Genomic DNA, 22,026 nt, shown 5'->3' with positions numbered 1-22,026 from the left:
TGATGTCCGCGCAAATTACTTGATGCGCGGAAGCTGTTCCCACTGGTGATAGGGCGGCGGCGAAGGCAGCTGCCATTCGAGCGTCGTTGCACCCTCACCCCACGGATTGTCGCCGGCGACGCGCTTCTTGGCGAAGGCTTCGAAGACGCCATAGAGGAAGATCAGCACACCGAAGGCCGAGATGTAGGAGCCGATCGAGGAAACATAGTTCCAGCCGGCAAAGGCATCCGGATAATCGATGTAGCGGCGCGGCATGCCGGCGAGGCCGAGGAAGTGCTGCGGGAAGAACACCAGGTTGACGCCGATGAACATGATCCAGAAATGCAGCTTGCCGACCAGCTCGTTGTACATGTAGCCGGTCATCTTCGGGAACCAGTAGTACCAGCCGGCGAAGATCGCGAAGACGGCGCCGAGCGACAGAACGTAGTGGAAGTGGGCCACGACGTAATAGGTGTCATGCAGCGAGCGGTCGAGACCGGCATTGGCAAGCTGGACGCCGGTGACGCCGCCGACCGTGAACAGGAAGATGAAGCCGATCGCCCAGAGCATCGGCGTGCGGAACGAGATCGAGCCGCCCCACATCGTCGCAATCCAGGAGAAGATCTTCACGCCCGTCGGAACGGCGATGACCATCGTCGCGAAGACGAAGTAGCGCTGCGCGTCGAGCGACAGGCCGACCGTGTACATGTGGTGGGCCCAGACGACGAAGCCGACGGCGCCGATCGCGACCATGGCGTAGGCCATGCCGAGATAGCCGAAGATCGGCTTCTTCGAGAAGGTCGAGATGATGTGGCTGACCATGCCGAAGCCCGGCAGGATGAGGATGTAGACCTCAGGGTGACCGAAGAACCAGAACAGGTGCTGGTAAAGGATCGGGTCGCCGCCGCCTTCCGGAGAGAAGAAGGAGGTGCCGAAGTTGCGGTCGGTGAGCAGCATGGTGATGCCGCCTGCCAGAACCGGCAGCGACAGCAGCAGCAGGAAGGCGGTGATCAGCACGGACCAGGCAAACAGCGGCATCTTGTGCAGCGTCATGCCGGGAGCGCGCATGTTGAGGATCGTGGTGATGAAGTTGATCGCACCGAGGATCGACGAGGCGCCGGCAATGTGGAGCGCGAAGATCGCAAGATCGACCGCCGGTCCCGGCGTGCCGCTCGTTGCCAGCGGCGGATACATCGTCCAGCCGCCGCCCGTGCCATAGGCGCCTGCCGGGCCTTCGACGAACATCGACAGCAGCAGCAGCGCGAAGGCCGGAACGATCAGCCAGAAGGAGATGTTGTTCAGACGCGGGAAAGCCATATCCGGCGCGCCGATCATGATCGGCACCATCCAGTTGGCGAAACCGCCGATCATCGCGGGCATGACCATGAAGAAGATCATGATCAACGCGTGCGCTGTCGTGAACATGTTGAACATCTGCTTGGCGCCGTCGATTGCGGCATCGCCCTCATAGCCGTAGACCATCGAGGCCAGGCCGTGGAAGATCTGGATGCCCGGCTCCTGCAGCTCCATGCGCATGGCAACCGACAGCGCGCCGCCGATGATGCCGGCAATGATCGCGAAGATCAGGTAGAGCGTGCCGATGTCCTTGTGGTTGGTCGAGAACAGCCAGCGATTGGCAAAGCTCGGCTTGTGCCCGTGATCGTGGTGATCGTGATCATCATGCGCGTGGTCATGATGGGCGTGGTCATGAGAATGATCGTCGTGAGCGGAAGGTCCAGCCATTGTCCCGATCCCCTTAATTACTGTGCTTCGGCGACGTTGACGGTCTTTGCGGGACCATCGGTTGCAGCCATGAGTGTCTTGTAGGCGCCGGGCAGGTCGCTGGCGGCTGCGGTCAGCCACTGCTTATACTTGTCCTCGGAGACGACGCGGATGGCGATCGGCATGAACGCATGGTCCTTGCCGCAGAGCTCGGAACACTGGCCGTAGAACAGGCCTTCGCGCTCGGCCCTGAACCAGGTCTCGTTCAGGCGGCCCGGCACGGCATCGATCTTGACGCCGAAGGAAGGCATGGCGAAGGCGTGGATGACGTCGGTCGGCGCAGAGGTCACGAGAACGCGGACCGTCTTGTTGACTGGCAGGACCAGCTCGTTATCGACGGCGAGAAGTCTGGGATAGATCGACTTGTCTTCCTTGCCGGCGGCTGCGCGGTCCTGATCCTTCAGGAGGTAGGAATCGAAAGCCAGCGGGCTTTCGCCCGAACCTTCATATTCGTAGTTCCACTGCCACTGGGTGGCGGTCGCCTTGATCGTGACGTCGGGGTTTTCAGGCAGCGTCAGCTGCGCCGTCAGCAGGTTGAACGAAGGAATGGCGAGAAGAAGAAGCACCAGGACCGGCCCCACGGTCCAGGCAATCTCGATCAGCGTGTTGTGGCTCGTCTTCGAGGGAACCGGGTTCGCGCTGGCGCGGAACTTGAAACAGACGACGATGAGCAGGACCAGAACGAAAAGCGTGATCGGAACGATAAACCACAGGGTATATTGTTCGAACCAATGGATTTCCCGCATGATCGGCGTTGCCGCCGGCTGCAGCGTTGCCTGCCACGGCATGGGCTGGTCGGCATATGTGCCGGAAGCAAAAAGCAGACAGACCAGCGTGGTCAGGGCTGCATAAGCCTTCTTCATCACCTTATTATCTCCCTCGAGCGCTTGACCTGCAAAATAGAACGCAGAATCCTTGCCATCTTCAGCGCTTCAAACCACAGTTTGGCATTTGCCGCAACAGGTCAGAGCAATTGTCTATGCGGCATTTTTGCTCAAAGCATAGGCAGGTCAGAACGGCAAAACATCCCAAGTTTTTCATCAGCATATGAAAAATCGGCTTTCCGGCCAATCCGAGCGCGACACATTATTTCGCAAAGGTCCAATTTCCGCCGCAGTCCCCCGGTTTTCACGGGGTGGGGCTTTTCATTTTTGGTGGGCAGCTTCAACAATAGCCGCAATGATTCGATATCCAGAGGTTTCCATGGGTTTCCGTTCCCTCGCGCAGTCGCTTCTCCTGACTGCCAGCATCGCGGCCGCAGCGACGACGCCCGTTTTCGCACAGCAGCAACCCACGCCGTCACAGGCCAAGCCCCCCGCTGCCGCGCCGGCGCCGACCCCTGCTCCGGCGCCGCAGCAGCCGAGCGCCGCCAAACCGAATGTCGAACAGGTGACGCCCGGCCAGACGCAGCCGCCGGCGCCGGGCACGGTAAAGTCCAATCATGGCGCATGGTCTGTCGTCTGCGACAAGCCGGCCGGGGCTGCGACCGAACAATGCGCGCTGATGCAGAACGTCATCGCCGAGGATCGGCCTGAGGTCGGGCTTTCCGTCGTCGTCTTGAAGACGGCCGACCGCAAGTCGAAGATCCTGCGCGTGCTGGCGCCGCTCGGCGTGCTGCTGCCGAACGGCCTCGGGCTCAATGTCGACGGCAAGGATATCGGCCGCGCCTATTTCGTCCGCTGCTTTGCCGATGGCTGCTACGCCGAGGTCGTGCTCGAGGACGAGTTGCTCAAGACCTTCCGCAGCGGCGCCCAGGCAACCTTCATCGTCTTCCAGACGCCGGAAGAAGGCATCGGCATCCCCGTCGACCTCAAGGGCTTCGCCGAAGGTTTCGACGCCCTGCCGTGATGGCGGTCTGCCGTGGGTCCGCCCCTCATCCGGCTGCCGCCACCTTCTCCCCGTAAACGGGGCGAAGGGGATTTGCCCCGACCTCTCCGTCCCCCGCCCACCTCTTGCAGGGCACGCCCCTTGCCCCGTTTTTACGGGGAGAGGGTTAGGGTGAGGGGCAATTGTTTGCTCGCCATCTCAATCAAATCGGGTCCCAAGCTGACTATGTAAAAGAGCTGCGTCGCCACGCAGCGCAAAGGGATGGAAACGCTCCCATCCCTTTAAAAAAGAATAATTCGACGGCGGGGCTTCACTCCTTATTATGTGGAGCCCTATCTAGGGAGTCAGTGCACTCCTGAACGCATGCTTGGAGCCATACCATGACCACCGATCTCCTGACGCTTTTCGATGCCGATGAAGCCACGATGCGCAAGCACGTGGCCGAGGCTCTGTCCGGCGCCGATGATGGCGAACTGTTCATCGAGCATGCGCAGGCGGAAGCGCTGACCTTCGACAATGGCCGGCTGAAGGGCGGCAGCTTCAACACCGAACAGGGTTTCGGCCTGCGCGCCGTTGCCGGCGAAGCGGTCGGCTATGCCCATGCCGGCGATCTCTCGGTGGCGGCGTTGAAGCGGGCGGCCGATGCCGTCGGCGCGGTGACGCGCGGCTATTCCGGCTCCTATGCGGCAGCGCCGCAAGGCACCAACAAGAAATTCTACAGCGACGAGAACCCGATCGGGCAGCCGAGCTTCGAGGAGAAGGTCAAGGTCCTGCAGGACATCGACGCCTATCTCCGGGGCAAGGATGACAAGGTGCGGCAGGTGACGGCCTCCGTCGCCGCAAGCTGGCAGGTCGTCGATATCCTGCGCGCCGACGGACACCGTGTTCGCGACATCAGGCCGATGACGCGCATCAACATCTCGGTCATGGTCGGCGAAGGCGATCGGCAGGAGAGCGGCTCCTATGGCAGCGGTGGGCGCATCGGCTTCGGCGATTTCATTGCCGAAGGCAGCTGGCAATACGGCGCCGACGAGGCGCTGCGCCAGGCGCTCGTCAATCTCGAGGCGATCGATGCGCCGGCGGGCACGATGGACGTGGTGCTCGGCTCCGGCTGGCCGGGCGTGATGCTGCACGAGGCTGTTGGTCACGGGCTGGAAGGCGATTTCAACCGCAAGAAGACGTCGGCCTTTGCCGGCCTTCTCGGCCAGATGGTCGCCGCTCCCGGCGTCACCGTCGTCGATGACGGCACGATCGACAATCGCCGCGGCTCGATCACCATCGACGACGAGGGCACGCCGTCCGCCTATAACGTGCTGATCGAAAACGGCAAGCTCGTCGGCTATATGCAGGATCGGCAGAATGCCCGGCTGATGGGCATGGCGCCCACCGGCAACGGCCGCCGCCAGGGCTATTCCCATGTGCCGATGCCGCGCATGACCAACACCTATATGCTCGGCGGCGATAAGACACCTGAAGAAATCATCGCCTCGGTGAAGAAGGGCATCTATGCCGTCTCCTTCGGCGGCGGCCAGGTGGATATCACCTCCGGCAAGTTCGTCTTCGGCTGCACCGAGGCCTATCTGATCGAGAACGGCAAGGTCGGCGCGCCGATCAAGGGCGCGATGCTGATCGGCAACGGTCCGGATGCGATGAAGCGGGTGTCGATGATCGGCAATGACATGAAGCTCGATACCGGCATCGGCAATTGCGGCAAGGCCGGCCAATGGGTTCCCGTCGGTGTCGGCCAGCCGCATCTGCGCATGGATCAGGTGACGGTCGGCGGCACGCAGACCTGAGGCGAAAGGACCCGTCATGGCGGACGTCGAAATCAGAACCTTCACCGCCGATGACGCCGATGCCGTGCTTTCGGTGATCCTGCCGATCCAGCGCGAAGAATTCGGCATCGATATCACCGTGGATGCACAGCCGGATCTCAGGGTCATCCCGGATTTCTATCAGTCCGGCAAGGGGCAGTTCTGGGTCGCCGTCAAGGATGGGGCCATCGTCGGCACGGTCGGGCTCAAGGATATCGGCAACAACCAGGCGGCGCTGCGCAAGATGTTCGTCGCCGCCACGGTTCGCGGCCGCGAGCATGGCGTGGCGGCGCGGCTCCTCGATCGGCTGTTTGCCCATGCCAGGGATGCCGGCCTCACCGATATCTTCCTCGGCACGACCGACAAGTTCGTCGCCGCGCATCGCTTCTACGAGAAGAACGGCTTTACCGAGATTGCCAAGAGCGCGCTGCCCCGCTCCTTCCCGCTGATGGCGGTGGACAGCAAATTCTACCGCTATAAGGTCGGGTGAAGGCTTAAGTCACAGGTTCTATTGACAAATTGGCGACTGCGGGAACGAGTTACTGGAGCAGGATACCGTTCACGTTGTGTCAAAATCGATGCCGGAAGCATGCCCATAAATCGTGAAAAGGCCGTCACTTTCAACAAAAGGGATGCGCAGCCGTCTGAGCAATGAGCGCAGTTGATCCGAGCAATCTTCGATAATCGGCGGGAGCAAACGTGCTACATGGCGCTTATATCTTGGAGTGACCCTGATCCACTCAACGTGAACTCCCAATGCGGCCTCAGGCGTTGAAGCCCAATCACCCCAGTATGGGGGAGCACGTTCGATGGTGGAAGGACTCGGTTCGTTCTCGTCGAGCACCTTGACTTGATATGCAGGCGGAAACGGAAGTTCCCTTATTCCTGCACAGAGTTCCCGCCATTTCGTGTCGTTCATATGCGAAGCGAGTCCTCGCTCGGTGAGGAGCTTACGTCTTTTCTGATCCAAAGTAGCTCCTCGCATTTGCTGCCAAGCTCAACGGGCTCGATCCCGAAGCCTACTTTAGTTGCAGTGATCTCAGTCGGACAATTTACGGTTTGATCGATATCTGTGTTCCCACAACCGCGTCGGCTCGAAATGACTCGACGTCCAAGTAGTAATAATCCTTCTCTGAGCGCGGAAAGCCGAAGCTCATCGTGTGACTAGGAAACTCCACATCGGGTTCGTGTACGTCGGTAGAATACCAAAGCAGCAGCGGCTTCGTAACTCCCCGTTCTAGAAGATACCTAGCGAAATAGTCGCAAACGGCGAAATATACGAGAATGCAATCGTTCGGTTGAGATTCGGCGTTTAGCTCATCTTCCAGATGAATCTTATTTAAGGTCATCTCAACGGAGAAGTCGTCCAATCTATCTGCCGCTTCGACGATTTGCTCCATTAGCGAATCCCTTGGATCCCGTGGACCGAGAAAGTAGCCATTGTAGAAATCGGCTTGAGTTATCCAATCGCTCAGGCCTTTCGGAACGGGCGAACCAATACGCCTAGCGCTATCTTGTATCAGGCGGCCTGCCTTCTCGTTGAAGAAATGCTCGATCTTTGAATGCAAGGGATGCACCTCAACGTTTGGGGTCCGCCTCCAGATGTACGCCTATGACCTGTCCGGAGCTGATTGGTGGTGAGATTTCGGACCCATCAGCTCTTCGACGTCAGCGCCGGCTGGAACCGCCACTTCCGCTCGATGGCGGCGGCAAGATCGATGTCGTTGCGGCGGGCAAAGAGCAGGATGTGGCCGAGCAAGTCGGCGGTTTCGTCGGCGAGATCGCGGTCGAGTTCTTCCGGCGTCCGGTCCCTGCGGCGCCCACGGCCGGTCAGGCGGTTCCAGGCCTGGGTGAGCTCACCCACCTCCTCCTGCAGCTTCAAGAGAAACCAGTCGGGGTCACGCTCGATGCCATTGGCTGCGGCATAGGCCGCGGATGAGGTTTCGAATTGATCGGCGAGACGGCGTAGCATGGACGTTCTCCTTTTGTTTAGGGAGGAGACGCTGATTCCCAACAATTGTCCAGAACGGGATTGCCCAGAGTGCCGGGCGGCGATCAGCCGCGATCCGGCAGCAGCATGCAGTCATAGGAGCGCTGCTTCAGCGCATCGCAGGCCGAGACGGCGGCATCCTTGCTGGCGAAGCCGACGAAGCGGGCGCGATAGATCTTGTTGGCGCCCTGCCCGACCGCCTCGGTATAGGGCGAGGCAGAAACGAGCGGCGCGCCGGCTTCCGACTTCGCCTGGGCGAGAAGCGCGCGCGCCGCATCGGCGCTAGGAGCGGCCGAGATCTGGATCTGCCAGTCGCCATTGGCCTTCTCTGCTGTTGTCTTTGGCGTCTTGCCGGCGTTCAGGATCTCGTCCATCGCGACGGGACGATCCAGCGGCACGACGGCGTCATCGGCATAGGCCAGGCTCTTCGCCGCGAGATCGTCGGCCGGGCGCGGTGCATTGAGCGGCACCGGAACATCGGACGCGTCAGCGGCGGACGCGACTTCGACAGTTTCTTTCGCGCCGACGCTCGCCACCAGCTTTGCGCCGCCGGAAGACGAGGCACGGCCGAGATAGCGGTCGAGCAAACCAGCCATCTTGTCGTCGCGGCTGCGGGCAGTGCGGCCGCCGAGCACGACGCCGACCACACGGCGGTTGCCGTCCCTGACGGCGCTGACGAGGTTGAAGCCGGACACGTTGGTATAACCGGTCTTGATGCCGTCCATGCCCTGATAGCGGTACATGAGATTGTTGTGGCCACGCACGGTCCGGCCGCGGAAATTGAAGCTTGCCGTCGAAAACAGCCGGTATTCGTTCGGATAATTCTTCATCAATGCGACAGCGAGTGTCGACATGTCACGCGCCGTCGTGACCTGGCGGCCGTCCGGCAGGCCGGATGCGTTGACGAAGACGGTGCGGCTCATGCCGAGCTGGCGGGCTTTGGCCGTCATCACCCGGGCAAAACCGCTTTCCGAGCCCGCGAGCTTTTCGCCCATGGCGGAGGCGGCATCATTGGCCGATTTGACGATCATGCCATAGACCGCCTCGCGCACGGTGATCGTGCCGCCCGCCTTGACACCAAGCTTGGTCGGCGGCCGTGCGGCGGCGTATTTCGAAATCCTGATCGGAGTGTCCCAGGTGATCTTGCCGCGGTTCAACGCCTCGAAGGTGAGATAGAGCGTCATCATCTTCGTCAGCGAGGCCGGATGGTTCAGCGTATCGGCGTTTTCGGCGGCGAGAACCTTGCCTGTGCGGGCATCGAGGATCAGCGAAGCATTGCCGGCAAGGGCCGCAAGAGGCGCCGAAACGGCAAGCGTTACGGTCAAAACAGCCGCCAAGAGCTTTCTCATGCACTTTCCCCTCATACGCTGGCCCCTCATACGCTGGCCCCTGATGCGCAGCCCTCGATGCGGGCTCCCGGTCAGACCGGCATTTGTGCCGTAATGTGACAGAAGCCGTAAGTTTGGCGCGACTTTGAGGCAACGCCTATCATTTTTCTAGTCTTTTCATTGCCTTGGTTAACAGGAAATCAAAGACCTGTTCCGAACAGGGATTCAGCAAGGCTTAAGTCGCACTTGCTAGTTTCCAGCAAAGGCAAGGGACGGGCGCCGCATGACGGGACAATTCAAGCGACTGGCAAAACGCGCAGCGATCGGCGCCGGGCTCGAGGTTTCCTGGCTGCTCGCCTCGGCCGGGCTGATGCAGGAAGCGCGCGGGCGCGGCGTCGTCTTCACGCTGCATCATGTCCGCCCGCACGTGCCAGAGGCCTTCGAACCGAATGCGCATCTCGAAATCACCCCGCGCTTTCTCGACGCGGCGCTGCGGCGGCTGCGGCGGGAGGGTTATCGTTTCGTGCCGCTCGGCGAGGTGCCGGTGCTGCTGGCGGAGCCCGAGAGTGGAGCGCCGTTTGCTGCCTTCACGCTCGACGACGGATACAGCAATAATCTGGAGCATGCGTTGCCGGTATTCGAGCGACATCAAGCGCCGTTCACGGTATTCGTCGCCAAGGGTTTTGCCGAGGGCTCCCACAGCATCTGGTGGGAGACGCTGGCGATCCTCTTGCGCCAGGTGCCGGAAATCCGTTTCGATTTCGGCCGCGGCATGGAGCGGCTCGCGCTCGACATGCCGCAGCAGCAATGGCATGCCTTCGACCGCTTCGCCGCTTATATCCATCGCTCCGACGAGGCGGGCGCCGTCGCCGCCATCGATCTGCTGGCGCGGGAAAACGGCATCGAGCCGACAGATATTGTGCGCGAACTGGTGATGGGACCGGGCGAATTGCAATGGCTGGCGGCACATCCGCTCGCAACGCTCGGCGCCCATACGATCAGCCACCGCGCACTGGCCCGGCTGCCGGAAGCCGAAGCACGAATAGAAATGCAGGCTTCGGCCGATTACCTCGAAGCGGTGACCGGTATCCATCCCGAGACGATCGCCTATCCCTATGGCACGCCGGACGCTGCGACCGCCCGCGAGGCGCGCATCGCTCGCAATCTCGGCTTTACCCTCGCGGTCACCACGCAACCCGGGCTGCCGGCAGCGAAGCTGACCGGCTATCTCCCGCGCATTTCGCTCAACGGCTTCTACCAGAAGCGACGCTACGTCTCGGCGCTTGCCTCCGGCATACCGCTGAAGCTGATGGGCCGATAAGCTCGTTACGGATACATCCGCACCTTGTCCCATTCGCCTTCCGGTGATGGCCGGCGGAATTCGACCCGGTCGTGCAGGCGGAATTTCTGGTCCTTCCAGAATTCGATCGAGGTCGGCCGGATGCGGAAGCCCGACCAGTGGGCGGGGCGCGGAATCTCGCCGATGGCATAGCGCGCGGTATATTCGGCCACGGCCTTTTCCAGCGCGAATCGACTTTCGAGCGGACGGGATTGTTTGGAGGCCCAGGCGCCAATGCGGCTGCCGCGCGCGCGCGTCTTGAAATAGTCGTCCGCTTCGGCATCGGTGACGATCTCGACGGGGCCGCGCAGCCTCACCTGGCGGCGCAGGCTTTTCCAGTGAAAGCACATGGCAGCCTTTTTCTGGCCAAGAATTTCGCGGCCTTTCTGGCTCTCGAAATTGGTGTAAAAGACGAAACCGTTGTCGTCGAATCCCTTCAGGAGAACCATGCGGACATTGGGAAGACCATCCTCATCGACCGTTGCCAGCGCCACCGCATTCGGGTCATTGGGCTCGGACGCCTCGGCTTCTTTCAGCCATTCGGCAAAGAGCTTGAAGGGTTCGCCACTTTCGGTAAAGTCACCGCTTGTTAACTCGTTTGCCGACATATTGGTTCAAATGCCCCGGATTATTCAAAACTCGCCCAGCTTTTGATAACTGGACAGGATGCAGGGTGGAAGTCATAACAAAGTCATCTCGCCATACAAAGGGCCTGCGGCGACGCAGCCGCGCGTTCTTCGTCATCAGCACCGCGATGTTATCGCTTTCCGGCTGCGTCGGCGGCGGTATGGATTTCTTGAGTGACGCCAAGGTCGACCGGTCGGTGGCAACCGGCACCGTGCCGCAGACACCGCCGAGCACCGACACGCTTTCCGACGAGATGACCGTGCGCAATGCCGTCACCTCGGCCGATGTGCAAAGGCTCGAGGGCCAGCCGCTTCCTTGGGCAAATGCATCGACGGGCAGTGCCGGTGTCATCGATACGATCGTCGAGAACAACGAGTCCGGCCAGGTCTGCCGCCAGTTCCGCACGACCCGGCATTCCTATGTCGGCATCGCCAAATTCTACGGCAAGACCTGCCTCGTCGGCGGCGGCAACTGGCAGCTTCTGAGTTTCCAGCCGGAGAGCTGATCTTCCTAGAGCCTTTCCGGGTTAGATTGAAGCATTCTGCCGGAGCAGGTTTTCGTCAGGGCAAAGGCGATTGGGGCATACCTCCTGGTACGTCCGAGCCAATCGCCTTTGATCCTGGCGGAAAGATGCCCGGCCCACCGGCCGCACTGCTTCGCCATGCGAAGCAATAGGTGCGTCCGGCGATTCTAAAGTCTTGCAGATTTGCCCGGCAAATCTGCGGGAGGGTTGGCTGAAACGGGCCGGCTGATCGACCGGCCGGCTTGGCCGTAGAGCTTGGCTACGACGCGCGCCGACCGGTCGACCATCCGACTCCGTTTGAGCCAACAGAATGCTTCAATCTAACCCGGAAAGGCTCTAAGGTAGTTCAAAATATTACAGCGTCCCTTTGCGCGTTCGAAAAGACGCGGGCCGCCGTCGCCAACAGGTTAACGCGCGGCCGCTTTCTGCCCAATGCTTAGCAAAGAGCTAACCATTCGCCGCGAAACACCCCACATGTCTCCACAGAAATAACAAGTGATTAGCAACTCCGCCGCAGGATCGGCGTTGAGAGTGGTTCTTCCTGCCTTTGTGGCGGGTGGCGCCACACACGTTTTATTGGACGGGGATGCCGGGCAAGGACGAGGCTTGCCGCATCGCAACACCGGCGGTTTTGACATGCGCGATCCTTATAAAATTCTGGGCGTCAGGCGCGACGCGGCAGTAGACGAGATCAAGGCGGCTTGGCGCAACATGGCCAAATCAGCCCATCCCGATCACAATCAGGACGATCCGACAGCGACGGCCCGGTTCGCCGAGATCGGCCGCGCCTATGAAACGCTGAAGGATCCGCGCAAGCGCAGCCTGTTCGACAATGCCCTGCGGATGGCCGAAGCCAAGAAGCATGAACAGACGATCATGCAGCAGCGCCAGGCCGCCCGCGAGGCGGCCGTGCGCGCCAAGGCGGCGCAGGCCAATGCCGAGCGCGTGATGGAAGAATTGGCGCGCGCCGCCCAGAAGGCTGCCGCCGACGGCTCCAGGCAACAGGCAGGTTCCGCTGAGGCCGCCGACGAGATGGTGGATCGCATTTTCGGCGCCCAGGCCCGCGCAGCTGCCAGTGGCCAGGCGCAGGGTCGCACCCAGCAGACGCAATATCAGCAAGCCCAAAATCAGCAGACACAAAACGCCCAGGGCGACGCCGGCAAGCGCATGGATGGCGATGCCGCCGAGGCCGACAGCAAGGGCGACGAGGAAGCCGGCGAAGCTGCGGCAAATGCCGCCGCCAACCTGTCGCTGCCGCTCAGCATCCTGACATCACTGGTGCGCCGTTTCACCGGCGCCAAGGATACGGGCCTCGAAAAGGCACCGGATGAGGTGACGACGGCGACGGTGACGATCGACGACGTGTTAAAGAGCGGCTGGATCACTGCGTCCCTGCCGGAGGGCCGCGAAATCGGCTTCGCATTGCCGGCCGGCACGACCGACGGTCACGAGATCAGGCTCAAGGGACAGGGCTTCAAACTGCCGGGCCTGCAGCGCGGCGACGCCGTCATCAACATTCGCATCGCGCCAGATCCGCGCTTCACGGTCGACGGTTTCGATCTGCACGCCGTGCTGCCGCTCAGCATCGAAAATGCCGTGCTCGGCACCGAAGCCCGCATCGAAGGACCGAGCGGGCCGCTGAACGTGACGATCCCGGCATGGTCCGGCTCGGACAAGACGGTTAGAATTCCCGGCCAGGGATTGCCCCGCGAAGAGGGCGGCAGAGGCGATCTCGTTGTCGAATTGCGCATTATCTTGTGGGAAAAACCCGACGATAAAATCACCGATCTCATGCGGAGCATGCGCGAAGGCCTGTTCCTATGAAATTTTTATGACATTCGCACCCTTTATTACGATCCCTAACAGTTGATGATCCCGGCCAAGCTTGAACCGATTAACGGCCTATGCCATAGGCAGGATCGATCAGAATCCTAGGGAGCGAAATATGGCTCAAGCATCCGGCCTCATGGCAGGCAAACGCGGCGTCATCATGGGTGTCGCCAACAATCGTTCGATTGCGTGGGGTATTGCCAAGGCCATTCATGCGCAGGGTGGGGAAGTCGCGTTCACCTATCAGGGCGATGCGCTGAAGAAGCGTGTCGAGCCGCTTGCCGCCGAAATCGGCGCGACGCTCGTCGGCCACTGTGACGTCGCCGACGAAGCCACCATCGACGAGGTTTTCGGGAACGTCGAAAAGCTGTGGGGCAAGATCGATTTCCTCGTGCATGCGATCGGCTTTTCCGACAAGGACGAGCTGACCGGCCGCTACGTCGACACCTCGGCCGACAACTTCGCCAAGACGATGCAGATCTCCGTCTATTCCTTCACTTCGGTCGCACGCCGCGCCGAGAAGCTGATGACGGATGGCGGCGCCATGCTGACGCTGACCTATTACGGCGCCGAAAAGGTGATGCCGAACTATAACGTCATGGGTGTGGCCAAGGCCGCGCTCGAAGCGAGCGTCAAGTATCTCGCCGTCGACCTCGGGCCGCAGAACATCCGCGTCAACGCCGTCTCGGCCGGACCGATCAAGACGCTTGCCGCCTCGGGCATCGGCGATTTCCGCTACATTCTGAAGTGGAACGAATATAACGCGCCGCTGCGCCGTACCGTCACCATCGAGGAAGTCGGCGATGTCGGCCTCTATCTCCTGTCGGACCTGTCGCGCTCCGTCACCGGCGAAGTGCACCATGCCGACAGCGGCTATCATGTCATCGGCATGAAGGCGGTCGACGCGCCCGACATTTCCGTCATCAAGGACTAGAGCATTTCGAGCGGAGCTGAGACCGTGCTTATCTACGTGATCAGACACGGCCAGACCGCCTGGAATGCCGAGCGCCGCCTGCAGGGTCAGAAGGATATCCCGATGAATGCCACGGGCCTGGAACAGGCCCGGCAGAACGGCATCGCGCTTGCCGGGATTCTCGGCGACACGATCGACCAATTCGATTTCGTCGCCAGCCCGCTCGGACGCACACGCGCGACCATGGAGATCATGCGCACCGCCATGGGCCTGCCACCGCTCGCCTATCGTACCGATCCGAGGCTGGTGGAAATTTCCTTCGGCGACTGGGAGGGCTCGACAATCAAGGAGCTGAAGGCGACGCAGCGTGAGCGGGTGGCGGAACGCAATGCCTCGAAATGGGATTTCATCCCGCCCGGCGATGATGCGGAAAGCTATGAAATCCTCTCCTGGCGGACCGGCTCATGGCTGAACTCCGTCGATCGTCCGACGGTTTGCGTCACCCATGGCGGCGTCATCCGCACGCTTTTCCAGACGATCGCCGACCTGCCGAAAAGCACTGCTGCTGAAGGCGCGATCCCGCAGGACCGGATCATCAGGATCGAAACCGCTGAGCGGACGATCGTCTGGCTCTAGGCAGTGCCAGTCAGCGATGCGCTCAACAGGTCGGATTGGAATGCGAACGAGCTGTTTGGCCTGTGCGGTCCAGGGAGGTTGCAGCGATCGGCGCTTACCTCACCTGATCGGTCTCCAGAGAACTGCCTATTTGACGATGTCGAGATCGTTGATGACGCGTTTGCCGTCGACCTCGGTATAGAAGACGATCACCTTCACGCCGGCTTCGAGGCCGTCGAAATTGAATTCCTCAGGCGCCTGATAAGTCTTGCCGTCATCGAGCGTCAGCACGAGGTTTGTTGTGTCGACCTTCTTGATCGTCGCCTCGACATCGGCGCTCTCGGCAAAACCGCTCATCGGTGACAGGAAGCTTGCTGTTGCCAAAAGCGTGGCGACGACGAAACGCATGGCGACAATCCTTTTAAGACGCTGCACGAGAACATGACTGGCCACAGATAAGCTCCTGAATATGGCGAAAATTGCCCGTAAGAATGGCTTTTCCCGCCCAATTGATGAATAGGATTTTAAATATAATCAAGATACCGCGTTAACCCGCGGTTTTTCCCTTCACACGATTTTTCGGCATCGCCGGCGGGCAATCGTAAATTAACCCGCGCGTCCTACAGTTGCTCGCCAACAGGGGAGTTTCATTTTGCTATCCAGGCTCAGCGACAGCAAGCAGTTGCGGCGCGTGTTGAAGAATACTCGCGTTTCGTTTCTGGTTTCGTCGCTTGTCGCCCTCGTCGTCATCATGGTCGGCTTCGGCCTCGACCGGGCCAATACTGCGTCTTATGTGCGCGAACTTCATATCCGCACCGAAAACGAGACGAATCTGATCCGCGCCCGGGTGATGGCCGAGATCAATTTGGACCTCAGCGTCGTCCGCGACCTTACGAACCTGATCTCCCTCAGCGCGGCCAACGGAGAGGAGATGGAGCGCCAGATCAACTGGCTGCTGATCCAGAACCCGTCCTTCATTCATATCGCCGTCGCCCCTGATTTCATCGTCCGCGACATCCACCCGCCGCAATCCGGCAATGAGCGGATCGGCCGCGACGTGCGCGAAACTCTCTTCTTCCGCCAGGTGATGACCAGCGCGGCCGGCGACCAGTCGGCGCGCTTCTACGGCCCGATCAGCATTGATAGCCGCGACGCCTTTGCCATCTTCTTCCCGGTTTTCGTCAGGGAGAACGGCGAGCGGCGGCTCTGGGGCGCAGTCGAGGTCGCCATCGACCAGACGATGTTCTACCAGGCGACCGGGCTGATGCCGGCACGCGACCGCGAGAACCGGGAACGCTATCCGCATCTCGACCATCTTTCGATCGCCATCCGCGATATCGGCGCGGCGGCCGCGACCAATGCGGCTCTGCCGCCGCCGTTCTTCGGTTCGTCCGATATCGATGACAAGCATCCGATGCGCCAGAAGATCGGCTTTGCCGGCGGCAAGTGGGAGCTTTCCGCGGTCCCGAACAGCGGCTGGAACGCGATACCCGAAAACCGCACCGAGTTGCGTCTGATCATCCTTGCCGCCGGCTTCATCATCATCGTGCCGATCTTCTTCGCCACCCTTCTGCTCGGCGAGCGCAATCGCAATATTACCGCGCTGGAGAGGCGCGAGGCAAAATTGCTGGAACTGTCGCAGCGGCTCAATCTGGCGCTGGAATCCTCCAATATCGGCATCTGGGAGCTGGAGGATCATTCGAGCAGCCTGCTCTGGGACGCCCGCGCAGCGGCTCTGCACGGCAAAGCGGCGGCAGAAGGAAGCCGGCCGCTCGACGAATGGCTGGCGGCGATCCTGCCCGAGGATCGTGAAACCGCCGAAGTGCATTTCTTCAGCTGCAGCATTGCCGGCGCTGCCTGCACGGCGCAGTACCGCATCCTGCTTGGCGACGGTGGCATCCGCCACCTGCGCTCGGTCGGCGCCTTCTATACGGATGCCGGCGGCGTCAGCAAGACGATCGGCATCGTCTGGGACGTGACCGCCGATGCGGTGACCACCGACACGCTGCGCAAGGCCAAGGATATGAGCGAGGTCAAGAATGCCGAGCTGGAGCTGGCGCTTGAAGAGCTCTCAAGCCGCGAGGGCCAGCTCGCCGAGCTTTCCAGCCGGCTCGACCTGGCGCTCAACTCCTATCAGTGCGGCATATGGGAGGCGCGGCCCGGCCTCGGCGGCTCGATCTGGAACGAGCGGATGCACGAGCTCTACGGGCTTGCGCCGCGCAACGGCTTCATGACCGAGGAGATCTGGCTTAGCCGCATCCACCCCGAGGACCGGAGCCTGGCGCTCGAAAGCGCGCGTCACTTCAAGCGCAACGGCGATACGCACACCCTCGTCTGCCGGGTGATCGTCGACGACGGCTCGGTGCGCTATGTGCGCTCGGTCGGCAAGGTCCACCAGACGGGGACCGGGGAGATGAAGATCATGGGCATCGCCTTCGATGCCACCGAAGACGTGCTGATGACGATCCGGCTGAAGGCCGCCAAGGACGAGGCGGTCGCCAAGAATATCGAGCTCGAACTTGTCAAGAACAGGATCGAGCACAATTCGCTGCACGACCCGCTGACCGCACTCGCCAACCGCCGCAAGCTCGACATCGCACTCGAAAATCTCACCCATGACGGCCGGCAGCAGCGGCAGAAATTCTCGATCCTGCACATCGATCTCGACCGCTTCAAGGACATCAACGACACGCTCGGCCATGCCGCCGGCGATGCAATGCTGGTGCACGCCTCGAAGGTGCTCGCCAAGAATGTCCGCGGCAGCGATATCGTCGCGCGCATCGGCGGCGACGAATTCGTCATCCTCGCCCTCGACGTCGGCGACAAGGAGATGGCGCAGCTTTCGACACGGATCATCGAGGAGATGCGCCAGCCGATCGATTTCCAGGGCTTTTCCTGCCGCTGCGGCGTGTCGATCGGCATTGCACTCGCCAACGGCATCCATGTCGATGCGCGCAAGGTGCTGATCAATGCCGACATCGCGCTCTACCGCGCCAAGAGCATGGGCCGCAACCGCTTCGAATTCTTCAATCACAATCTCCAGGCCGATATCATCAACACCAAGCGTACGGCCGACGAGATCCTCGCCGGCATCGACAATGGCGAATTCACCGCCTGGTATCAGCCGCAGTTCTGCGCCCGGACGATGGAACTGACCGGCGTCGAGGCGCTGGTGCGCTGGAAGCATCCGTCCAAGGGACTGCTGACGCCCGACAAGTTCCTGCGCATCGCCGACGAGATCAATGTCGTGCAGATGCTCGACCGGATCGTGCTGGAAACGGCGCTGCGCGACAAGATGCGCTGGACGGCGCGCGGCATTGCCGTGCCCAAGGTCTCGGTCAATGTTTCGGCCCGGCGGCTGCACGACGGCAGCCTGTTGGAATCGCTCGCCGACCTGCATATCCGTCCAGGCGAAATCTCCTTCGAACTGGTGGAATCGATCTTCCTCGACGAGAGCGAGGACGTCGTCTCGCAGAATCTCGAGCGCATCAAGGCGCTCGGCATCGATATCGAGATCGACGATTTCGGCACCGGTCATACCTCGATCGTCAGCCTGTTGAAGCTGAAGCCCAAGCGCCTGAAGATCGACCGGCAGCTGGTGCAGCCGATCGTCAATGCCTCGCAGGAGCGCGCACTCGTCAGCTCGATCATCGAGATCGCCCGCTCGCTCGGCGTCGAGACGGTGGCCGAAGGAGTGGAGACGGCAGCCCATGCCGCACTGCTGCGCGATCTCGGCTGCGACATCCTGCAGGGCTATGCCTTCTCGCGGCCGCTCTCCTTCGACGATTTCACCAACGAAGCCACAGGAACGGGGTGGCGGCTGGCCTCGTGATCGCCGCCTGCCGATCGGCCTCGTCCTTACCCCTCCCCGCCCGCGCAGAGAGAGTGGCGGCAGGATGCGCCGTCCATCCCCGACAACGAACGGAAACAGCATTTCCTGAGCTGGTGGTTTGGCGCAAAGAAAGGCTTTTGCCTCGGCGAGTTTTTGGCCTATGAGTGTCGCGCCTTTTCAAGCAATGGCGCGGCCGGCAGCGACCGGCTTTGGCGCGCCACCGTGGGAACACATGTCGCACAATACATTCGGTCACCTTTTCCGCGTAACCACCTGGGGCGAAAGCCATGGTCCGGCGCTCGGCTGCGTCGTCGACGGCTGCCCTCCGGGGCTGCGCTTCAAGCTCGAAGACCTGCAGGTCTGGCTCGACAAGCGCAAGCCCGGACAATCCCGCTTCGTGACGCAGCGGCGCGAGGATGATCTGGTGAAGGTTCTGTCCGGCGTCATGCTGGACGCCGATGGCGAGACGATGACGACCACCGGCACGCCGATCTCCATGCTGATCGAAAACACCGACCAGCGCTCCAAGGATTACGGCGAGATCGCCAAGCAATATCGCCCCGGCCATGCCGATTATACCTATGACCTCAAATATGGCATTCGCGACTATCGCGGCGGCGGCCGCTCCTCGGCGCGCGAAACCGCTGCGCGGGTTGCCGCCGGCGGCATCGCCCGCCTTGTCGTGCCAGGCGTTACCGTGCGCGGCGCGCTGGTGCAGATCGGCAAACACAAGATCAATCGCCGCAACTGGGATTGGGACCAGGTCGATCAGAACCCGTTCTTCTCGCCCGATGCCGCGATCGTGCCGGTCTGGGAGGAATATCTCGACGGCATCCGCAAGAACGGCTCCTCGATCGGCGCAGTCATCGAGGTGATCGCCGAAGGTGTGCCGGCCGGCCTCGGCGCGCCGATCTATGCCAAGCTCGACCAGGATATCGCCTCGCTGCTGATGTCGATCAACGCCGTCAAGGGCGTCGAAATCGGCAATGGTTTTGCCGCCGCCGAAACGTCAGGCGAAGACAATGCCGACGAGATGCGCATGGGCAATGACGGCACGCCGATCTTCCTTTCCAACAATGCCGGCGGTATTCTCGGCGGCATCTCCACCGGGCAGCCGGTGGTGGCGCGTTTCGCCGTCAAGCCGACCTCCTCGATCCTGACCGAACGCCAGTCGATCGATGCGGAGGGCAAGAATGTCGATATCCGCACCAAGGGCCGACACGACCCTTGCGTCGGCATCCGCGCCGTGCCGATCGGCGAGGCGATGGTCGCCTGCGCCGTCGCCGATCATTATCTTCGCGACCGCGGCCAGACCGGCCGTCTGAAATAGGAGCGCTCGTCCCATGTCTTATGACCAGAAGCGTGTCGTCGACGCCATCCGGGCCTTCGAGGCCGGCGAGATCGTCGTCGTCATGGACGACAATGACCGCGAGAACGAAGGCGACCTGATCGTCGCTGCCGTGCATTGCACACCTGAGAAGATGGCCTTCATCGTGCGCCACACCTCCGGCATCGTCTGCGCGCCGATGCCGAAGGAAGAGGCCAAGCGCCTCAACCTCAACGCCATGGTGGCGGAAAACGATTCGGCCCATACGACGGCCTTCACCGTCTCGGTCGATTTCAAGCACGGCACGACGACCGGCATCTCCGCCGACGACCGGACGCTGACGGTGCGCAACCTCGCCAATCCGAATGTCGGCGCTTCCGATTTCGTCCGTCCCGGCCACATTTTCCCGCTGGTTTCCCGCGAAGGCGGCGTGCTGATGCGCTCCGGCCATACGGAAGCTGCCGTCGACCTCTGCAAGCTCGCCGGCCTGCCGCTGATCGGCGTTATCTCAGAACTCGTCAACGACGACGGCACCGTCACCCGCGGCCCGGAGGTGGTGGACTTTGCCGAACAGCACGGGCTGAAGCTTGTTTCCGTCGCCGATCTGATCGCCTATCGCCAGCGCAAGGAAACGCTGATCGAGCTCGGCACCAGCTTCGACATCGAGACGCCGTTCGGCAAAGCCAAGGCCCATACCTATTCCCTGCCCTGGGACCCGATGCAGCATCTCGCCGTCGTCTTCGGCGACATCCGCGACGGTGTCGACATCCCGGTGCGCCTGCATCCGGAGAATGTCGCCGATGATCTCTTCGGCAAGAACAGCCCGGTCGATTTCTACATGCAGAAGATTGCCGAGCAAGGCCGCGGCGTCATCGTCTATCTGCGCGAAGGCTCGGTCGGCGTCGGCCACCACGACAACGGCCGCAAGGCCCGCAACCAGGGCCGCGAAGCCCATGCCGAGGCCCAGACGCGCGACAGCGAGTGGCTGGAAATCGGCCTCGGCGCCCAGATCCTCAGGGATCTCGGCGTCAGCTCGATCAAACTGCTCACCAGCCGCGAGCGCCACTATGTCGGCCTCGAAGGTTTCGGCATCAAGATCAGCACGACGGAGATCTGCTAAAGGCTTTTCCCTTCGCCCCTCGGGGAGCAACCATGTTTCAATTTTGCTGGTATTGTGGCGTCCATTCGGTGTTTCGAATGAGGATGGCATTGGCGAGGATGATGAGTTTGCGGGCGACGGCTATGACGGCGCACAGGTGTTCCTTGCCGTTGCTGCGCAAGCGCGCATAGAACGACGCGAGATCCGGATTGTGCCGGGTTGCCGTGAAGGCGCACATGAACAAGCTCTTGCGCAGGCGTTCGCGGCCACCCTGGATGCGGCGTCTGCCATGATGTTTTCCACTATCGTCGTCATAGGGTGCGACGCCGGCAAGGGCGGCGATCTCGGCACGGCCGGCATGGCCGAGTTCGGGCAGCCGAATGATCAGGCACAGCGCGCTGCGCAGCCCGATCCCCTTGATGGAGATCAGCAGATCGAGCCGCCGGGCCAGGTCACAATCGTCGCGAACCGTCTTTTCGAGCCGCAGCAGACGGGCCTTGCGGCAGGTTTCGAGCCGGGCGATCTCGCGCGCGTGACGGCGTTTGACGGCCTCCGACAAGGCGGTCTCGGCAAAGGTCTTCACCAGCGCGATCTGCTGCTCGATCTGTTCCACATAGGTCAGTTCGGCCGCCAAGCTGTCGAAGCGTGCGTCCGGCAGTGCCGGCAACTGCTCGAGACTTGCAGTGAAGAGCGCAATCAGCGCGGCATCGAGCCGGTCGTTCTTTGCCCGCCGAAGCCGGCTCTTGGCGAAGAACCGCAATTGCGCTGGCTGCAGACGCGCCGCCGGTCGCTTGCCGGCCCGCAGATGCACCATCAGCCGCCATTCATAGCCACCGGAGGCTTCGAAGCCGATGCGACTGACGTCATGCTCTTGAAGGAAAGCGTCAAGCGCCTTCAGACCAGCGGTGTCGTACGTCACCCTCAGCCTTGCGTCGTCGGGATGGATGGCAATGTCGAGATGGCTTTTGCCGACATCGATTCCGGCACAGATCATGCTATTATCTGTCATCTTCGTCGTCCCTGTCTTGGATACGAACCCCAAGGTTCCTGCAACCACACGGGCCAGATGAAGAGCCGGTTGCGATCCTGCTCCCCACAGCCCCAAACGGCTAAGAAGGTGACGATCCGACAACCAGCTTCCGGGCGGGCGGCCACCCGCCCGGAAGCGTTAGTATCCTACATTCCTGTCATCCAAGAAGGT

The 22,026-nt window shown here is 61.5% G+C and carries 20 protein-coding genes; 11 read left to right on the top strand and 9 right to left on the bottom strand.

Annotation, left to right across the window (positions count from 1 at the left end; genetic code table 11):
* Positions 1 to 15 precede the first annotated feature (15 nt).
* A complete protein-coding gene (gene ctaD / locus U5G49_RS03175) occupies positions 16 to 1,722 on the bottom strand; it encodes a cytochrome c oxidase subunit I (protein WP_018449293.1) in 1,707 nt (568 codons plus the stop codon).
* A gap of 17 nt (positions 1,723 to 1,739) precedes the next feature.
* Complete coding sequence (coxB, locus tag U5G49_RS03170; RefSeq protein ID WP_018449294.1) at positions 1,740 to 2,624, bottom strand: cytochrome c oxidase subunit II; 885 nt, start codon at positions 2,622 to 2,624, stop codon at positions 1,740 to 1,742.
* A 316-nt stretch (positions 2,625 to 2,940) separates the two neighbouring features.
* Between coxB and U5G49_RS03165 the strand changes: the two genes are divergently transcribed.
* From U5G49_RS03165 to U5G49_RS03155, 3 genes are all read left to right on the top strand, one after another.
* Positions 2,941 to 3,609, top strand: a complete 669-nt coding sequence (locus tag U5G49_RS03165) for an invasion associated locus B family protein (RefSeq protein WP_018245089.1) — start codon at positions 2,941 to 2,943, stop codon at positions 3,607 to 3,609.
* A gap of 359 nt (positions 3,610 to 3,968) precedes the next feature.
* On the top strand, positions 3,969 to 5,384 hold the full coding sequence (tldD, locus tag U5G49_RS03160; RefSeq protein WP_018245088.1) for a metalloprotease TldD: 1,416 nt from the start codon (positions 3,969 to 3,971) through the stop codon (positions 5,382 to 5,384).
* 16 nt (positions 5,385 to 5,400) lie between these two features.
* Entirely contained in the window at positions 5,401 to 5,892 is a 492-nt protein-coding gene (locus U5G49_RS03155) for a GNAT family N-acetyltransferase (RefSeq protein WP_065277967.1), read from the top strand.
* A 69-nt stretch (positions 5,893 to 5,961) separates the two neighbouring features.
* Here U5G49_RS03155 and U5G49_RS03150 read toward each other — a convergent pair whose 3' ends face one another.
* The 4 genes from U5G49_RS03150 to U5G49_RS03135 all read right to left on the bottom strand — a co-directional run bounded on the left by U5G49_RS03150 (position 5,962) and on the right by U5G49_RS03135 (position 8,741).
* Complete coding sequence (locus U5G49_RS03150; RefSeq protein WP_309232538.1) at positions 5,962 to 6,387, bottom strand: DUF6678 family protein; 426 nt, start codon at positions 6,385 to 6,387, stop codon at positions 5,962 to 5,964.
* A 67-nt stretch (positions 6,388 to 6,454) separates the two neighbouring features.
* Complete coding sequence (locus U5G49_RS03145) at positions 6,455 to 6,970, bottom strand: hypothetical protein (protein WP_193444422.1); 516 nt, start codon at positions 6,968 to 6,970, stop codon at positions 6,455 to 6,457.
* Between the two features lie 86 nt (positions 6,971 to 7,056).
* Complete coding sequence (locus tag U5G49_RS03140) at positions 7,057 to 7,374, bottom strand: nucleoside triphosphate pyrophosphohydrolase family protein (RefSeq protein WP_018245086.1); 318 nt, start codon at positions 7,372 to 7,374, stop codon at positions 7,057 to 7,059.
* 83 nt (positions 7,375 to 7,457) lie between these two features.
* A complete protein-coding gene (locus U5G49_RS03135; protein ID WP_193444421.1) occupies positions 7,458 to 8,741 on the bottom strand; it encodes a D-alanyl-D-alanine carboxypeptidase family protein in 1,284 nt (427 codons plus the stop codon).
* A 262-nt stretch (positions 8,742 to 9,003) separates the two neighbouring features.
* On the opposite strand from U5G49_RS03135, the gene U5G49_RS03130 reads away from it, so the two are divergent.
* Positions 9,004 to 10,041, top strand: coding sequence for a polysaccharide deacetylase family protein (locus U5G49_RS03130; RefSeq protein ID WP_193444420.1), 1,038 nt, complete (start codon positions 9,004 to 9,006; stop codon positions 10,039 to 10,041).
* A gap of 5 nt (positions 10,042 to 10,046) precedes the next feature.
* Here U5G49_RS03130 and pdxH read toward each other — a convergent pair whose 3' ends face one another.
* Positions 10,047 to 10,667, bottom strand: a complete 621-nt coding sequence (pdxH, locus tag U5G49_RS03125) for a pyridoxamine 5'-phosphate oxidase (RefSeq protein WP_018245083.1) — start codon at positions 10,665 to 10,667, stop codon at positions 10,047 to 10,049.
* 65 nt (positions 10,668 to 10,732) lie between these two features.
* Between pdxH and U5G49_RS03120 the strand changes: the two genes are divergently transcribed.
* The 4 genes from U5G49_RS03120 to U5G49_RS03105 all read left to right on the top strand — a co-directional run bounded on the left by U5G49_RS03120 (position 10,733) and on the right by U5G49_RS03105 (position 14,588).
* Positions 10,733 to 11,191, top strand: coding sequence for an RT0821/Lpp0805 family surface protein (locus tag U5G49_RS03120; protein ID WP_018245082.1), 459 nt, complete (start codon positions 10,733 to 10,735; stop codon positions 11,189 to 11,191).
* A 624-nt stretch (positions 11,192 to 11,815) separates the two neighbouring features.
* Complete coding sequence (locus U5G49_RS03115; protein ID WP_193444419.1) at positions 11,816 to 13,033, top strand: J domain-containing protein; 1,218 nt, start codon at positions 11,816 to 11,818, stop codon at positions 13,031 to 13,033.
* 121 nt (positions 13,034 to 13,154) lie between these two features.
* On the top strand, positions 13,155 to 13,973 hold the full coding sequence (gene fabI, locus U5G49_RS03110; protein WP_018245080.1) for an enoyl-ACP reductase FabI: 819 nt from the start codon (positions 13,155 to 13,157) through the stop codon (positions 13,971 to 13,973).
* A 24-nt stretch (positions 13,974 to 13,997) separates the two neighbouring features.
* Positions 13,998 to 14,588: a histidine phosphatase family protein gene (locus tag U5G49_RS03105; protein ID WP_193444418.1), complete on the top strand. Its 591-nt coding sequence runs from the start codon at positions 13,998 to 14,000 to the stop codon at positions 14,586 to 14,588.
* A 126-nt stretch (positions 14,589 to 14,714) separates the two neighbouring features.
* Here the strand turns inward: U5G49_RS03105 and U5G49_RS03100 are convergent, their stop codons facing one another.
* Positions 14,715 to 14,975 (bottom strand): DUF1344 domain-containing protein, encoded by a 261-nt coding sequence (locus tag U5G49_RS03100; RefSeq protein WP_018449305.1) that lies wholly within the window; start codon positions 14,973 to 14,975, stop codon positions 14,715 to 14,717.
* A 244-nt stretch (positions 14,976 to 15,219) separates the two neighbouring features.
* Between U5G49_RS03100 and U5G49_RS03095 the strand changes: the two genes are divergently transcribed.
* The 3 genes from U5G49_RS03095 to ribB all read left to right on the top strand — a co-directional run bounded on the left by U5G49_RS03095 (position 15,220) and on the right by ribB (position 20,846).
* Complete coding sequence (locus tag U5G49_RS03095) at positions 15,220 to 18,399, top strand: bifunctional diguanylate cyclase/phosphodiesterase (RefSeq protein WP_193444417.1); 3,180 nt, start codon at positions 15,220 to 15,222, stop codon at positions 18,397 to 18,399.
* Positions 18,400 to 18,631: 232 nt separating this feature from the next.
* Positions 18,632 to 19,729, top strand: a complete 1,098-nt coding sequence (aroC, locus tag U5G49_RS03090) for a chorismate synthase (protein ID WP_018516574.1) — start codon at positions 18,632 to 18,634, stop codon at positions 19,727 to 19,729.
* Between the two features lie 13 nt (positions 19,730 to 19,742).
* Positions 19,743 to 20,846 carry a 3,4-dihydroxy-2-butanone-4-phosphate synthase gene (gene ribB / locus U5G49_RS03085; protein ID WP_018245075.1) on the top strand — a complete coding sequence of 368 codons (1,104 nt, stop codon included), beginning with the start codon at positions 19,743 to 19,745 and terminating at the stop codon, positions 20,844 to 20,846.
* Positions 20,847 to 20,883: 37 nt separating this feature from the next.
* On the opposite strand, the gene U5G49_RS03080 is transcribed toward ribB, so the two are convergent.
* Entirely contained in the window at positions 20,884 to 21,834 is a 951-nt protein-coding gene (locus tag U5G49_RS03080; RefSeq protein ID WP_322790906.1) for an IS110 family RNA-guided transposase, read from the bottom strand.
* Positions 21,835 to 22,026: the final 192 nt, after the last annotated feature.

This window comes from Rhizobium indigoferae (assembly GCF_034554815.1).
Lineage (GTDB): Bacteria > Pseudomonadota > Alphaproteobacteria > Rhizobiales > Rhizobiaceae > Rhizobium > Rhizobium leguminosarum.
This window is presented reverse-complemented; position numbering and strand designations above follow the sequence as displayed.

Bases quoted from the DNA above. Each gene is read 5' to 3' on its own strand.
- ctaD (WP_018449293.1), bottom strand. From the start codon at position 1,722: ATGGCTGGACCTTCCGCTCACGACGATCATTCTCATGACCACGCCCAT.
- coxB (WP_018449294.1), bottom strand. From the start codon at position 2,624: ATGAAGAAGGCTTATGCAGCCCTGACCACGCTGGTCTGTCTGCTTTTT.
- U5G49_RS03165 (WP_018245089.1), top strand. From the start codon at position 2,941: ATGATTCGATATCCAGAGGTTTCCATGGGTTTCCGTTCCCTCGCGCAG.
- tldD (WP_018245088.1), top strand. From the start codon at position 3,969: ATGACCACCGATCTCCTGACGCTTTTCGATGCCGATGAAGCCACGATG.
- U5G49_RS03155 (WP_065277967.1), top strand. From the start codon at position 5,401: ATGGCGGACGTCGAAATCAGAACCTTCACCGCCGATGACGCCGATGCC.
- U5G49_RS03150 (WP_309232538.1), bottom strand. From the start codon at position 6,387: ATGCGAGGAGCTACTTTGGATCAGAAAAGACGTAAGCTCCTCACCGAG.
- U5G49_RS03140 (WP_018245086.1), bottom strand. From the start codon at position 7,374: ATGCTACGCCGTCTCGCCGATCAATTCGAAACCTCATCCGCGGCCTAT.
- U5G49_RS03135 (WP_193444421.1), bottom strand. From the start codon at position 8,741: ATGAGAAAGCTCTTGGCGGCTGTTTTGACCGTAACGCTTGCCGTTTCG.
- U5G49_RS03130 (WP_193444420.1), top strand. From the start codon at position 9,004: ATGACGGGACAATTCAAGCGACTGGCAAAACGCGCAGCGATCGGCGCC.
- pdxH (WP_018245083.1), bottom strand. From the start codon at position 10,667: ATGTCGGCAAACGAGTTAACAAGCGGTGACTTTACCGAAAGTGGCGAA.
- fabI (WP_018245080.1), top strand. From the start codon at position 13,155: ATGGCTCAAGCATCCGGCCTCATGGCAGGCAAACGCGGCGTCATCATG.
- U5G49_RS03100 (WP_018449305.1), bottom strand. From the start codon at position 14,975: ATGCGTTTCGTCGTCGCCACGCTTTTGGCAACAGCAAGCTTCCTGTCA.
- aroC (WP_018516574.1), top strand. From the start codon at position 18,632: ATGTCGCACAATACATTCGGTCACCTTTTCCGCGTAACCACCTGGGGC.
- ribB (WP_018245075.1), top strand. From the start codon at position 19,743: ATGTCTTATGACCAGAAGCGTGTCGTCGACGCCATCCGGGCCTTCGAG.
- U5G49_RS03080 (WP_322790906.1), bottom strand. From the start codon at position 21,834: ATGACAGATAATAGCATGATCTGTGCCGGAATCGATGTCGGCAAAAGC.